General features: G+C 66.1%; 10 protein-coding genes. 6 read left to right on the top strand and 4 right to left on the bottom strand.

Annotation, left to right across the window (positions count from 1 at the left end):
- Nucleotides 1-41 precede the first annotated feature (41 nt).
- Entirely contained in the window at nucleotides 42-1,076 is a 1,035-nt protein-coding gene (locus tag AC1Y2B_RS03105) for an alkane 1-monooxygenase (protein WP_482251591.1), read from the top strand.
- 110 nt (nucleotides 1,077-1,186) lie between these two features.
- Nucleotides 1,187-1,615 carry a hypothetical protein gene (locus AC1Y2B_RS03100; RefSeq protein WP_482251590.1) on the top strand — a complete coding sequence of 143 codons (429 nt, stop codon included), beginning with the start codon at nucleotides 1,187-1,189 and terminating at the stop codon, nucleotides 1,613-1,615.
- An 83-nt stretch (nucleotides 1,616-1,698) separates the two neighbouring features.
- Here the strand turns inward: AC1Y2B_RS03100 and xseA are convergent, their stop codons facing one another.
- Together xseA and AC1Y2B_RS03090 are read right to left on the bottom strand one after the other, a co-directional pair.
- Nucleotides 1,699-3,267 (bottom strand): exodeoxyribonuclease VII large subunit, encoded by a 1,569-nt coding sequence (gene xseA / locus AC1Y2B_RS03095; RefSeq protein WP_482251589.1) that lies wholly within the window; start codon nucleotides 3,265-3,267, stop codon nucleotides 1,699-1,701.
- Between the two features lie 42 nt (nucleotides 3,268-3,309).
- Nucleotides 3,310-3,735, bottom strand: coding sequence for a hypothetical protein (locus AC1Y2B_RS03090; protein WP_482251588.1), 426 nt, complete (start codon nucleotides 3,733-3,735; stop codon nucleotides 3,310-3,312).
- Nucleotides 3,736-3,814: 79 nt separating this feature from the next.
- Between AC1Y2B_RS03090 and purD the strand changes: the two genes are divergently transcribed.
- Nucleotides 3,815-5,077, top strand: a complete 1,263-nt coding sequence (purD, locus tag AC1Y2B_RS03085) for a phosphoribosylamine--glycine ligase (RefSeq protein ID WP_482251587.1) — start codon at nucleotides 3,815-3,817, stop codon at nucleotides 5,075-5,077.
- A 315-nt stretch (nucleotides 5,078-5,392) separates the two neighbouring features.
- Nucleotides 5,393-6,268, top strand: coding sequence for a bestrophin family protein (locus AC1Y2B_RS03080; RefSeq protein ID WP_482251586.1), 876 nt, complete (start codon nucleotides 5,393-5,395; stop codon nucleotides 6,266-6,268).
- Here the strand turns inward: AC1Y2B_RS03080 and AC1Y2B_RS03075 are convergent.
- The gene (locus AC1Y2B_RS03075; RefSeq protein WP_482251585.1) at nucleotides 6,265-7,782 is read right to left on the bottom strand and encodes a pyruvate kinase; all 1,518 of its coding nucleotides are present in this window, start codon (nucleotides 7,780-7,782) and stop codon (nucleotides 6,265-6,267) included. The two genes, AC1Y2B_RS03080 and AC1Y2B_RS03075, sit on opposite strands and share 4 nt — an antisense overlap.
- Nucleotides 7,783-7,987: 205 nt before the next feature.
- Between AC1Y2B_RS03075 and AC1Y2B_RS03070 the strand changes: the two genes are divergently transcribed.
- Nucleotides 7,988-9,250, top strand: a complete 1,263-nt coding sequence (locus tag AC1Y2B_RS03070; RefSeq protein ID WP_482251584.1) for an aspartate kinase — start codon at nucleotides 7,988-7,990, stop codon at nucleotides 9,248-9,250.
- 55 nt (nucleotides 9,251-9,305) lie between these two features.
- On the opposite strand, the gene AC1Y2B_RS03065 is transcribed toward AC1Y2B_RS03070, so the two are convergent.
- Nucleotides 9,306-9,944, bottom strand: a complete 639-nt coding sequence (locus AC1Y2B_RS03065; RefSeq protein ID WP_482251583.1) for a hypothetical protein — start codon at nucleotides 9,942-9,944, stop codon at nucleotides 9,306-9,308.
- A 306-nt stretch (nucleotides 9,945-10,250) separates the two neighbouring features.
- Here AC1Y2B_RS03065 and ptsP point away from each other — a divergent pair, with 306 nt between their 5' ends.
- Complete coding sequence (ptsP, locus tag AC1Y2B_RS03060; RefSeq protein WP_482251582.1) at nucleotides 10,251-12,488, top strand: phosphoenolpyruvate--protein phosphotransferase; 2,238 nt, start codon at nucleotides 10,251-10,253, stop codon at nucleotides 12,486-12,488.
- The last annotated feature ends 50 nt before the right edge of the window (nucleotides 12,489-12,538 follow it).

The following is a 12,538-nucleotide window of genomic DNA, read 5'->3' as shown; positions in this document are numbered from 1 at the left end:
GGCGCATTCCCCTTTGGCGCGGCATGCACTAGATTTACGCCATGAAAGCCCTGTCCGTGCCCGCATCCGTGCCACTGTTCGCCCTTGCCGCCATCAGCCCCCTGGGGGTGCTGGTTATGGCCTGCCTGTGGGGCGGGATCTGGGTCTGGATGGCCTTCGTCTCTATGGCGGGCGCCGTGGTGGCGCTGGATGTCGCGGTGCCGATGGTGGCGGGCCCTGCGCAAGAGCGGGAGTTTCCCGCCGCAGACCTGCTGCTGGCGGTTCTGGCGGTGGGGGCGCTGCTGGCCTTGCCGCTGGTGGTCTGGACGGTGGCGGGACCTTCGGGGCTGGGCGCGGGCGCGAGGGTGGCGCTGTTTCTGGCCGGTGGCCTGTGGTTTGGCCAAGTGGCCCATCCGGCGGCGCATGAGTTGATCCACCGCCACGGACGGGTTTTGTACGGGCTGGGCGGTGCGGTGTATACCGCGCTGCTTTTTGGACACCACGCCTCTGCCCATCGGTTGGTGCATCACCGCTTCGTGGCGTCGGGCGCAGACCCCAATTCGGCGCGGGCGGGGGAAGGCTATTACCGCTTCCTGATCCGGGCCTGGGGCGGCAGTCTGCGGGCGGGGTGGGCGGCCGAACAGGCGCTGCGGCAGGGCAAGGGGGGCAATCCCTATTGGGTCTACGGCGCTGGCGCGCTGCTGGCGCTGGCTTTGGGTTATGGCCTTGCCGGCTGGCCGGGGCTGATGGTCTGGGCCGGACTTGGCGGCCATTTTGGTGCGCAGGTGCTGCTGTCGGATTACGTGCAGCATTACGGGCTGAACCGCCGCAGGCTCTCGGGTCGGCTGGAGCCGGTGGCAGGCGCGCACAGCTGGAATGCGCCGCACCTGTTTTCCAGCGTCCTGATGCTGAACGCGCCGCGCCATTCCGATCATCACGCCCATCCGGCGCGGCCCTATCCCGCCCTGCGGCTTGACCCCGGGATGCCGATGCTGCCCTGGCCCCTGCCCCTTGCCTGCAGTCTGGCGCTGTGTCCGCCCCTGTGGCGGCGCGCGATGCGGCCATTGCTGGCGCATTATGCGCCGCAAAAGCCCTGACCTGACCTGACCTGACCTGACCTGACCTGACCGCGGCCGAGCTTCGGCAGGGACCGACGCTCGCCAAGGCGTGACTGGCTTTTGCGCCTGGGTTTTGGCACAATAGCGCCATGAACCGCTTCGCCCTGACCCTCGCGTGCGTTTTACCCCTGCCCGCTTTGGCGGACCCGCCCATGGCGCAACTGGGCGCGCCGCTGTCGGCCTCGCAGTTTGAGGCCTATGCTCTTGGCAAGACCTTGACCTATGGCGCGGGCGGCACGGTCTGGGGGCAAGAAGAATATCTGCCAGGGCGTCAGGTGATCTGGGCTTTCACCGATCAGCCCTGCGAATATGGCACCTGGACCGAGCAGTTGACCGCCGACAAGGCGCCGATGATCTGCTTTGTCTACGCCGACAATCCGGACACCAACTGTTGGCAGTTCTTCAAGGGCAAGACCGGACTGGTCGCCCTGTTCATCGGCGACACCCAGACGGCCCTGTCGGAAGTGGACGAGACGAGCAAACCGATGCAATGCCCGGGGCCAAAGGTCGGGGTTTAGCCGCAGCGCGCTCGGCGGACCCGGCTGGGGGGCATTCTGCCCCCCAGACCCCCCTGAGGATATTTGGGAACACATGAAAGACGTTAGAAAAGCGAACCCTGGACGGGCTTCGGCGGGGGCGCCTTTGGTTTCTTGGCCGAGGATTTCGGGGTCATGCGACCGTCCTGAAACTCGATCTCCAGCACTTGGGCCTTGTCAGCCTGCGCCGCGGTGGTGACGACGGCGCCGTCGCCCCAGACCACGGCGTAGCCGCGCCGCAGGGTTTCGGCATAGCCAAGGGTCTGGCGCGTGCGGTCCAGCGCGTCAAGGCGGGCGGTCAGGTCGGTCAGGCGTTTGGGCACGGCGGCGTCGAGGCGCTGGGTCAGGGCGGCCAACTGGTCGCGGTGCTTGGCGATGTCACGGGCCGAGGTGGCGATCAGGCGTGACAGGGCCGGGGCAAGGCGGGAGGCCCATTTGTCCAAGGCGGTGGCGGCGCGTTCCAGACGCAGGTCGGCGCGGGCGTTCAGGCCGGCGGTCTGCTGGGTCAGGCTGACACGCTGGCGCTGGATCAGGCTGGCGAGGATGGCGGGGCGCAGGGGGGCCGAAAGCGCCTCGAACCTGGAGCGCTTGCGGGAGGTGGCAAGGCTGAGGCCGCCGCCAAGGCGCTGGGTTGCGGCATCAAGGCGCTGACGTGGGGCTGCCAGAAGCGCGTCGAGCCGGGGCAAGGCGCGGGCGAGGTCGCGCAGGCGCTGGTCGCGGCGATCCAGCCCGGTGCGGCTGGCGCGCGACCCTCGGGCCGCAAGGTCGGCGAGGGTCGCCAGCAGGTCGGCGCGGACCGGCACGGCCATCTCGGCGGCGGCGGTGGGGGTGGGCGCGCGCAGGTCGGCGGCGTAGTCGATCAGGGTCGTGTCGGTTTCGTGGCCGACCGCCGAAATCAGCGGAATCTGCGAGGCGGCGGCGGCGCGGACCACGATTTCCTCGTTGAAGCCCCAGAGGTCTTCAAGGCTGCCGCCGCCCCGTGCCACAATGATCAGATCGGGGCGCGGGATCGCGCCGCCGGGGACGATGGCGTTGAAGCCACGAATGGCGGCGGAAACTTCGGCAGCACAGTTTTGTCCCTGCACCGCGACCGGCCAGATCAGGACATGACGCGGGAAGCGGTCGCGCAGGCGGTGCAGGATGTCGCGGATGACGGCACCGGAGGGCGAGGTCACGACGCCGATCACCGTTGGCAGGTAGGGGATGGGTTTCTTGCGGGCAGGATCGAACAGTCCCTCGGCCTGCAGCGCGGCCCTGCGCTTTTCCAGCATGGCCATCAGGGCACCGGCGCCGGCAGGGGCGACATCCTCGACGATCATCTGGTATTTCGACTGGCCGGGGAAGGTGGTCATGCGCCCGGTGGCTATAACCTCCATCCCCTCCTCTGGCCGCACCTGCATCTTGGACAGCTGCCCCTTCCACGAGATGGCGGCGATGACGTTGCGGTCATCTTTCAGGTCGAAATACAGGTGGCCCGAGGCCGGGCGGCTGACGCGGCCCACCTCGCCCCGCACGCGGATCAGGCCGAACTCGCCCTCAATGATGCGTTTGACCGCGCCGGACAGTTCCGAGACGGTGTATTCCGGGGAATTGCCGGGGCGGGCGGGGGGATCGTCGTCTTCGAACAGGGCCATGGGTCCGTTTTGCCTTGGGGCGCAGGGAAAGGCAACCTTGGGTTAGTCGCTGCTGCCGCCGCTGTCGCCCCCACCACCGCCGTCGCCTCCACCTGAATCGCCGCCACCGCCGTCGCCCGCGCCACTGTCGCCACTCCAGTCATTGGCGATGCCGTCGGCAAGTCCGCCGCCGAGGCTGTGGCCGTGGGCGCTGTGCGAGGTGCCACCGGCTTGGCTTCCTGGCCCCACAAGCCAAGTGTCCTGATAGCCGGTGCCCGTTTCGCTGCCCTGCCAGCGCCTGCCGCCGGGGCGGCGCAGCCAGAGCGACAGGGCAAGGCTGCCGACCGCCAAGATCAGGAGGAGACCAAGTCCGGGCCAAAGGCTTGCCACCGTCAGCAGACCGAGGCCTGACAGCGCCCACAGAATTGGGCGCGGGCGGCTGAGCCATGCCCTCGGGCTTTCGCCGCGGCGGGTTCGGGCTTTGCTCATCGGACGACCTCGCACACTTGCCCCTTGGACGGCTTGACCTTATGAGGCCCCTATCCCTTTGCCAAGACGGAGCGCGCCCATGAACATCCTCATCCTTGGAAGCGGCGGGCGGGAACATTCCCTGGCCTGGGCAATCAAGCAGAACCCCAAGACGGATCGTCTTGTGGTGGCGCCGGGCAATGCCGGGATTGCCATGCTGGCAGAGGTGGCGGACTTCGACATTCTGGACGGGGCGGCGGTGGTCGCCTTCTGCGCGGAAAACGCCATAGACTTTCTGGTGGTGGGGCCAGAGGCGCCGCTGGCCGCCGGTGTGGCGGATGCTGCGCGGGCGGCGGGCATCCTGACCTTCGGGCCCAGTGCGCAGGCGGCGCGGCTGGAGGCATCGAAAGCCTTCACCAAGGAAATCTGCGATGCCTGCAAGGCGCCGACGGCGGGCTATGCGCGGTTCACCGAAAGCGGTCCGGCCAAGGCCTATATCGCGGCACGGCGCGCGCCGATCGTGGTCAAGGCCGATGGACTGGCGGCGGGCAAGGGCGTCATCGTGGCGATGACCGAGGCCGAGGCGCTGGACGCCATCGACGACATGTTCGGCGGCGAGTTCGGGGCTGCCGGCGCCGAAGTGGTGATCGAAGAGTTCATGACAGGAGAAGAGGCCAGCTTCTTCATCCTGACGGATGGCACCAACGCCCTGCCCGTCGGCACGGCGCAGGATCACAAGCGGGTGGGCGATGGCGATACCGGGCCGAATACAGGGGGGATGGGGGCCTACTCCCCTGCCCCGGTGCTGAGCGAGGCCATCCAGAAACAGGCGATGGACGAAATCGTGATGCCCACCATCCGCGAGATGGCGCGGCGCGGGACGCCCTATCAGGGTGTGCTTTACGCAGGCCTGATGATCGAGAACGGCCGGGCACGGCTGGTGGAATACAACGCCCGGTTCGGCGATCCGGAATGTCAGGTGCTGATGATGCGGCTGGGGGCGCAAGCGCTGGACTTGCTGCTGGCCTGTGCCGAGGGGCGGCTGGATCAGGCGCGGGTCAACTGGGCCGACGATCATGCCCTGACCGTGGTGATGGCCGCCAAGGGCTATCCGGGGGCCTATCAGAAAGGCTCGATCATCCACGGGCTGAAGCGTTTGCCAGAGGACAGCCGGCATATGTGCTTTCATGCCGGCACGGTCGAGAAGGACGGGCAAATCCTGTCCAACGGCGGACGGGTGCTGAACATCACGGCGCGGGGCGGCTCTTTGGAAGAGGCGCGCAACCGGGCCTACGCGATGCTGGATCATCTGAACTGGCCCGAGGGCTTCTGCCGCAGCGATATCGGCTGGCGGGCGTTGTAAGCGCTGGCCGGCTGACCAGATTTCGACACCTGCGATTGCGCAGGATCGATTGCGGCGGACGGACACGTTCGGTTTGTGGACCACGAACGCCACACCGGGTGTGGCCGGGTGGATAGGGCCGCACTGACGGTCGGCGAGGTCTTGATCAAACCGCACACAAGCCTCTTGATGTCTTGCGTGAGGATGTCAGGGTAAAATTCTGGAAAGGCTGCAATTTTCAGCCGCCTGTCGCGTCTGCGCGGCCCGTCTGGGTCTTTCGCGCGCGGCAGTCCCTGCGATAGTCTTCAAAAGATCACCGTCGGAAAGGAGCCTACCATGATCATCCGCGACAAGCCGGGCCTGATGCAGATCCTGTTCGCCGTGCGTGGGTCGGTGCTGCCACACATCGGGCTGTCGCTGATCACCTTGGCGGCAATTTCCGCCGGGGCTGTGGCCTTTGACCATTGGGTGATCGCCTTGCCGCAATCGGCAGCGACACCCTTTTCGGTGATGGGGGTGGCGCTGTCGCTGTTTCTTGGCTTTCGCAACAACGCCGCCTACGACCGCTGGTGGGAAGCGCGCAAGCTGTGGGGCGGGCTGCTGGTCGATCTGCGCGCCCTGTCGCGCGAGGCCGAACTGTTCCTGCCCAAGGCCGAGGCCCGGCAGGTGCTGCGTCTGGCGCTGGCCTTTGCCCATCTGCACCGCTGCCAGTTGCGCGGATTGCCGCCCGACGCGGCGGCGCGGGCCTGGAGTGGCGAGGTGGCAACCTCGGGTGCGGCCTTGGACGCGATCAATGGGGTGCTGGCGCAGGCGCGGCGCATGGGCGGGCTGGACGGCTTTGGCGCAAGGTCGCTGTCGCAGCGACTGGGCTCGATGGAACTTGGTCAGGCGGGGGGAGAGCGGATTGCGGCGACGCCGCTGCCTTATGTCTATTCCCTGCTGATCTTCCGCACGATCTATTTGTATTGCCTGCTGATCCCCTTGGCGCTGATCGGGTCGGAAGGCTGGATGACCCCGGTCTTTACCGGGCTGATCGCCTATGTGTTTCTGGGTCTGGCCGAGGTGACCGAGGAACTGGCCCATCCTTACGGTGCCACCTCCAACGCGCTGCCTTTGGACGCAATCTGCCGCACGATGGAAATCAGCCTGGCGCCGCATCTGGACATGGAACCGCCCAAACCCTTGGCACCGAAAGATTTCTTCCTCAGCTAGGCCTCTTGCCCGCGCCAGACGCGCAAGGGGCCAAGGCGGGGGCTTTTCTTGGTCTGGTGGCGATCCATCCGGCTGAGGATGTCGCGCAGGAAGGCCACCGCCTCGACCGCGTGGGGGCCCTTGTTCAGCATGACGCATTCGGCGCGCTGGCTCATGGCGGCATCGGTCACCTCGGCGCGGCTGGCTTGGCCGTCGCGCACCATGCCCTCCAGCACCTGCGTGGCCCAGATCACCGGAACCTGGGCGGCTTCGCAGAGCCACAGGATTTCCTCTTGAATTTCCGACAGCCGGTCAAAGCCGATTTCCACGGCCAGATCACCGCGCGCGATCATCACGCCCACCGGCAAGGTGCCACCGGCTTCCAGGATCAGTTCGGGCAGGTTGCGCAGGCCCAAGGGGGTTTCGATCTTCAGGACAATGCCCGGCAGCGTCCGGCCCGGAGGGGTGCGGTCCGTCATGGCGGCGATCAGGGCGCGGACATCCGTCACGGTCTGCACGAAAGAGAACGAGACGACATCGGCGTGGCCGACCACGAAATCCAGCGCCGCCAGATCGTCTGGCGTCAGGGCATCCACGCGCAGATTGGCGCCGGGCAGGTTGACGCCCTTTTCAGGCTTGATCTTGCCGCCCTTTTCCGGCGCCCGCGTCACGGTCAGCACCGCGGCCCCGTCCTTGACGTGATCCACCTTGGCCCAGATCCTGCCGTCGTCGATCGAAACCTCGGCTCCGGGTTCGAGGGCATCGACCAAAGCCTCGTGCGAGAGGGTGGCGCTGAACAGCGCCTTTGGCGCGTGTTTCAGGTCCCGGACGAGGGCGAACTGATCGCCCGGCACAAAAGCATGCTTGGCACCGCCCGCCTTCTTGCCCGCAGAAATCGCCGTCACGCGGAATTTCGGCCCGCCAAGGTCCATCGAGATTGGGAAGTGCCGCCCTGTCGCAGCTTCGATGGCACGCAGATGGGCCACTATGGCGCCCCAGACTTCGGGGCTGTCGTGGGCGCAGTTGATCCGCACGCAGTCCAGACCGGCATTGACAAGCGCAGCGATCAGCGCCCCGCCGTCGGTGCCCGCCTCGGTCGGCAGGGTCACCATGACGCGGGTGCGCGGGTCGCCCGGCTCTTGCGCGCCAAACAGGGCGTCGCGACGGGCGGCCAGCACGCTGTCGCCCTCGGAAAAGGCCTGACGCGGCGGGAAATCGCGCGGCGGGGCGCCAGCGATGCGCGACAGCGCCGCCACCACCGCCTGAACCGAGGCACCGACATGCGCATCCAGCCGCCCCAGCGTCGAGAGGCCCAGCGTGGACAAAGGGCCCTGCAGGCTGGACAGATCGGCGCGGCGCAACGCCAGCCAATCGGCCATGTTGGCCGCCGAGGCGGCAAACTCGGGCCGCCGGATGCGGGGGGTCCATGCCGCAACGCTGGCCGCGGCCTGCGCCTGCATCCGGGTCTGCAACAGGGTCAACTCTGCCAAAAGCGTGCGGGCCAGATCTTGCGGGTCGGTCGAGGTCAGGGTCATCGGGGTCATCCTTGGCAGGGGCTGCCCCGGTCTAGGCCGGCTGGCACAGGTCCGGGTTGCGCCAGATCAAGATCGGATGCGATGTCACGGAAGTTTCACACATCATCATTGCGGTCCGGTCGGGCGCTTGCCCCTGCCCCGGCTTCTGCTATGAAGCAGCCGATTTTGGACGAGACCGCTGCAAGGCGGAACACGGGGCGAAAACATGCCAGTTCTGGTGATGAAATTCGGAGGCACTTCGGTAGCGGACCTGTCGCGCATCGAAAATGCCGCCAAGAAGGTGCAGGCCGAGGTGGCCCGTGGCTATGACGTGATCGTCATCGTCTCGGCCATGTCGGGCAAGACGAATGAACTGGTCGGCTGGGTCGAGGGCACTTCGAAACTGTATGACGCGCGCGAATATGACGCCGTGGTCGCCAGTGGCGAGAATGTCACCGCTGGCCTGATGGCGCTGCGCCTGCAGGAAATGGGTGTGCCGGCCCGGTCCTGGCAAGGTTGGCAAGTGCCGATCAACACGACCTCGGCCCATTCCTCGGCCCGCTTCGTGTCGATCCCGCGCGAGAATATTGACGCGAAATTTGCCGAAGGCTTCAAGGTCGCCGTGGTGGCAGGCTTCCAGGGCGTCAGCGCCGAGGGGCGGATCACCACGCTGGGCCGGGGTGGGTCTGACACCACCGCCGTGGCTTTCGCCGCCGCCTTCGCCGCCGAACGCTGCGACATCTACACCGATGTGGACGGCGTCTACACCACCGACCCGCGCGTGTCCGAAAAGGCCCGCAAGCTGGACAAGATCGCGTTTGAGGAAATGCTGGAACTGGCCTCGCTGGGTGCCAAGGTCCTGCAGACCCGTTCGGTCGAACTGGCGATGCGCTACAATGTGCGCCTGCGGGTGCTGTCCTCATTCGAGGATACTGACGAAACTTCCGGAACTCTGGTCTGCGACGAGGATGAAATCATGGAATCGAAAGTCGTCTCTGGCGTGGCTTTCAGCCGCGATGAAGCGAAAATGACCCTCGTGCGGGTGGAAGACCGGCCCGGAATCGCGGCGGCGATCTTCGGGCCGCTGGCGGATGCCGGCGTGAACGTCGACATGATCGTGCAGAACATCTCGGAGCAGTCCGATCCTTCCGACAAGCGCGCCTACACCGACATGACCTTCTCGTGCCCGACCAATCAGGTCCTGCGCGCCAAGAAAGCCATCGAGGATGCCCAGGCCGAAGGCAAGTTCGCTTATGCGCAGCTGATCACCGACAGCGATGTGTCCAAGGTTTCGGTCGTGGGCATCGGGATGCGCAGCCATGCGGGCGTGGCTGCCAAGATGTTCGCCTCGCTCGCGGCAGAGAATGTCAACATCAAGGTCATCGCCACGTCCGAGATCAAGATCTCGGTCCTGATCGACCGCAAGTACATGGAACTGGCCGTGCAGGCGCTGCACGATGCCTTTGATCTGGACAAGGCGGGCAACTGATCCCGTTCGACAGATCGCAAGGGCCGCAGCCTGTCTGCGGCCCTTTTGCTTTGCCTCAGACCCCGGCAGCCATGGCCTTGTAGGCGGCGCTGCGCTCTTTCGACCCCTCGGCCGAGCGCAACAGGACGACCTTGGTGGCGCTGACGATGGCGGCGGCCTTGGCGTTGACGGCACCGGGATTGGCCACCGGGGTCAGGGCGCGGTGGGAATGGCTTTTGCCGGAACTGACCTTGGCCGCCGGTTTGGCCGCATCCGCGTTCGAGGTGGCCAAGGCGTGCAACTGGGCCGAGGCGTCAAGCAGGGCCTTGCGTGCGGCAGCGTAGCCGCCTTTGGCGGGCAGGGATTTGGCGGCAGTGGCGAATTGGTCGCTTAGGCAATCGGCCTTGAAGCTGGGGTCCGCCGCGCCGCAGAACCGTCTGCCCGAAGACAACGCGTCCGTCACGGTGGCAGTTTCTTCATCGGTGATGTCGATGGCGTCATCGGGAACATCGGCCGTCATGTCCGCCGTATCGGCCGGCGCGGCATCGCCCGCCGAAGGGTCAGCGCCGTCCGATCCGTCATCCTGCACCAGAACAAGGGGCAACATGGACAACCCGTCAGCCCGTTGGCGTCCGACCGGGGCCTGAGCAACAGACGACAGCGGCCAGGCCAGACCTGCGGCCAGACACAGGATCAAAAAGGGCTTGTGCAACATTGATTTTCACCTTGAGCATAAGAACCGGCGTGATGCGACAAAGGGCAAGGCGGAGGAACAGGCAGCGGCGGGGATGATCCCTGCCCGGAAGCTTAAGAGCAGACAGGTCATCACGCAATCGGGCATGGGTTCGGGGCCTGCGGCGACGCTTTTTCCTGCGGCAGACGGCTGGCGTTCCGCCTTCAACAGGGATTTGACGGCGGGCAGGATAAAAACTGTGCCCCGGCCCCTTTCGCAATTGTCAGAAGGCGGCGATAACAGGGTTAATGCTCCGCGGGAATGCCGGGGCGAGGGCAAGGGAACCAGATGGGCGAACGGAAGGAAAGCGACAGCCGCAAGCTTTTGCGCCGTTTGCGCGATGTCCTTGGCACGCCGGCCAAGGGTCAGGACCGACTGGACCGCATCACCCATATCATCGCGGATTCGATGGGGACCGAGGTCTGCTCGATCTACCTGTTCCGCGACGCGGAAACCCTGGAACTCTGTGCCACTGAAGGGCTGAAGAAAGACGCCGTCCACAAGACTCGGATGAAGCTGGGCGAGGGGCTGGTGGGCCGCGTGGCGCGTCTGGGCCAGCCGGTCAACACCGCCAATGCCCCCGCCGAAAAGGGCTTTCGCTTCATGCCGGAAACGGGGGAGGAAATCTATTCCTCGTTCCTGGGGGTGCCGATCCAGCGGGTGGGCGAGAAGCTGGGCGTGCTGGTCCTGCAATCCAAGGACGCACGCAGCTATGCCGAAGAGGACATCGATGCGATCGAGGTCGTGGCGATGGTCCTGGCCGAGATGGCCGAACTTGGCGCATTTGGCAATGACGCCGGTCTGGCCCTGCACCGCCAGCCGATGCTGTTTCGCGGCACCACCGGGCAGGAAGGTGCAGCCGAGGGCCGGGTCTGGCTGCACGAGCCGCGTGTCGTGGTCACCAATCCGGTGGCCGATGACCCCCTGACCGAAATTGACCGCATCCGCGATGCGGTCGGGGTGCTGCGCGTCTCGGTCGATGACCTTCTGGCGGCGGAAAGTCTGGACAAGGAACAAAAGGCCGTGCTGGAGGCCTATCGGATGTTCGCCCATTCGCGCGGCTGGCTGCGCCGGATGGAAGAAGACATCCAGCGCGGCCTTTCGGCTGAGGCTGCAGTGGAAAAGGAACAATCCGCCGCAAGGAACCGGCTGGAGCAGGTCGAGGACGCCTATCTGCGCGAGCGGCTGCATGATCTGGATGATCTGTCCAACCGGCTGTTGCGCATCCTGACGGGTCAGGGCCGCGACACCGGCGCGTCGATGCCGGAAAACCCGGTGCTGGTGGCGCGCAACATCGGGCCGGCGGAACTGATGGACTATGGCCGCAAGCTGAAGGGCCTTGTGCTGGAAGAGGGCTCGGTCGGCTCTCATGCCGCCGTGGTGGCGCGGGCCTTGGCCATTCCGATGGTGATCCATGCCAAGGGCATCATCAGCGAGGCGCTGAACGGCAATGCCATTCTGGTCGATGGCGATCAGGGCATCGTGCATCTGCGGCCCGAAGAAACCATCGCCCGCAGCTTCCGCGACAAGATCGCCATGCAGGCCGAAGCACAGTTGCGCTATGCCAGCTTGCGCGATCTGCCCGCCACCACGCAAGACGGGGTGACGGTGGAACTGCACATGAACGCCGGGCTGATGGCCGATCTGCCCTCGCTCGTCGGGTCTGGGGCCGAGGGGGTGGGTCTGTTCCGCACCGAGTTGCAATTCCTGATCCGCAACAAGATGCCGCAGCGGTCGGAGCTGGCCTCGCTTTACGCCCGCGTGATGGATGCCGCCAAGGGACGCCCCGTGGCTTTCCGCACGCTGGACATCGGGTCCGACAAGGTGCTGCCCTATATGAAGCCCAATGACGAGCCCAACCCGGCCATGGGCTGGCGGGCCATCCGGGTCGGGCTGGACAAGCCGGGCGTCTTGCGGATGCAGGTGCAGGCCCTGCTGCGGGCGGCCAATGGGCGGCCCCTGCAGGTGATGTTCCCCTTCGTCAGCGAGTTTGGCGAGTTCAAGGCGGCGCGCAGCCATGTGCTGCGCGAGATCCACCGCGAGCGCAGTCTGGAGCATGTGGTGCCCGAGGATGTGAAGATCGGTGCCATGCTGGAAATGCCCTCGCTGGCCTATGCGCCCGACGAGTTCTTCCGGCTGGCGGATTTCATCAGCATCGGCGGCAATGACCTGAAGCAGTTCTTCTTCGCAGCGGACCGCGAGAATGAACGGGTGCGCAAGCGCTATGACGTGCTGAACGTGTCGTTCTTGTCCTTCATCGAACATGTGGTGCGCCGCTGCGCGCCCTATGGCACCAAACTGTCGTTCTGCGGCGAGGATGCCGGTCGCCCGATCGAAGCCTTGGCGCTGGCCGCGATGGGCCTGCGGGTGATGTCGATGCGTCCGGCCTCGATCGGCCCGGTCAAGGCGCTGCTGCGCGTGGCTGATCTGGGCGAGGCGCGGGCGGTGATGGATCGGGCGCAGGCGGATGGCGAGGAATCGGTGCGGCCTGCGCTGATGGAATATCTGGCAGGTCTGGATATCTGAGCCTTGCGCTTGCGGCCAGCCGCCGGGGGTTTCACACCCCCGGACCCCCG

The organism is Stagnihabitans sp., assembly GCF_964946895.1.
Note: the sequence above shows the minus strand (reverse complement) of the source record. Positions and strands in the feature narration are given on the sequence as shown.

Excerpts from the sequence above, each read along its gene's own strand:
- AC1Y2B_RS03105 (WP_482251591.1), top strand. The coding sequence starts at position 42 with ATGAAAGCCCTGTCCGTGCCCGCATCCGTGCCACTGTTCGCCCTTGCC.
- AC1Y2B_RS03100 (WP_482251590.1), top strand. The coding sequence starts at position 1,187 with ATGAACCGCTTCGCCCTGACCCTCGCGTGCGTTTTACCCCTGCCCGCT.
- AC1Y2B_RS03065 (WP_482251583.1), bottom strand. The coding sequence starts at position 9,944 with ATGTTGCACAAGCCCTTTTTGATCCTGTGTCTGGCCGCAGGTCTGGCC.
- AC1Y2B_RS03080 (WP_482251586.1), top strand. The coding sequence starts at position 5,393 with ATGATCATCCGCGACAAGCCGGGCCTGATGCAGATCCTGTTCGCCGTG.
- xseA (WP_482251589.1), bottom strand. The coding sequence starts at position 3,267 with ATGGCCCTGTTCGAAGACGACGATCCCCCCGCCCGCCCCGGCAATTCC.
- AC1Y2B_RS03075 (WP_482251585.1), bottom strand. The coding sequence starts at position 7,782 with ATGACCCTGACCTCGACCGACCCGCAAGATCTGGCCCGCACGCTTTTG.
- ptsP (WP_482251582.1), top strand. The coding sequence starts at position 10,251 with ATGGGCGAACGGAAGGAAAGCGACAGCCGCAAGCTTTTGCGCCGTTTG.
- purD (WP_482251587.1), top strand. The coding sequence starts at position 3,815 with ATGAACATCCTCATCCTTGGAAGCGGCGGGCGGGAACATTCCCTGGCC.
- AC1Y2B_RS03070 (WP_482251584.1), top strand. The coding sequence starts at position 7,988 with ATGCCAGTTCTGGTGATGAAATTCGGAGGCACTTCGGTAGCGGACCTG.
- AC1Y2B_RS03090 (WP_482251588.1), bottom strand. The coding sequence starts at position 3,735 with ATGAGCAAAGCCCGAACCCGCCGCGGCGAAAGCCCGAGGGCATGGCTC.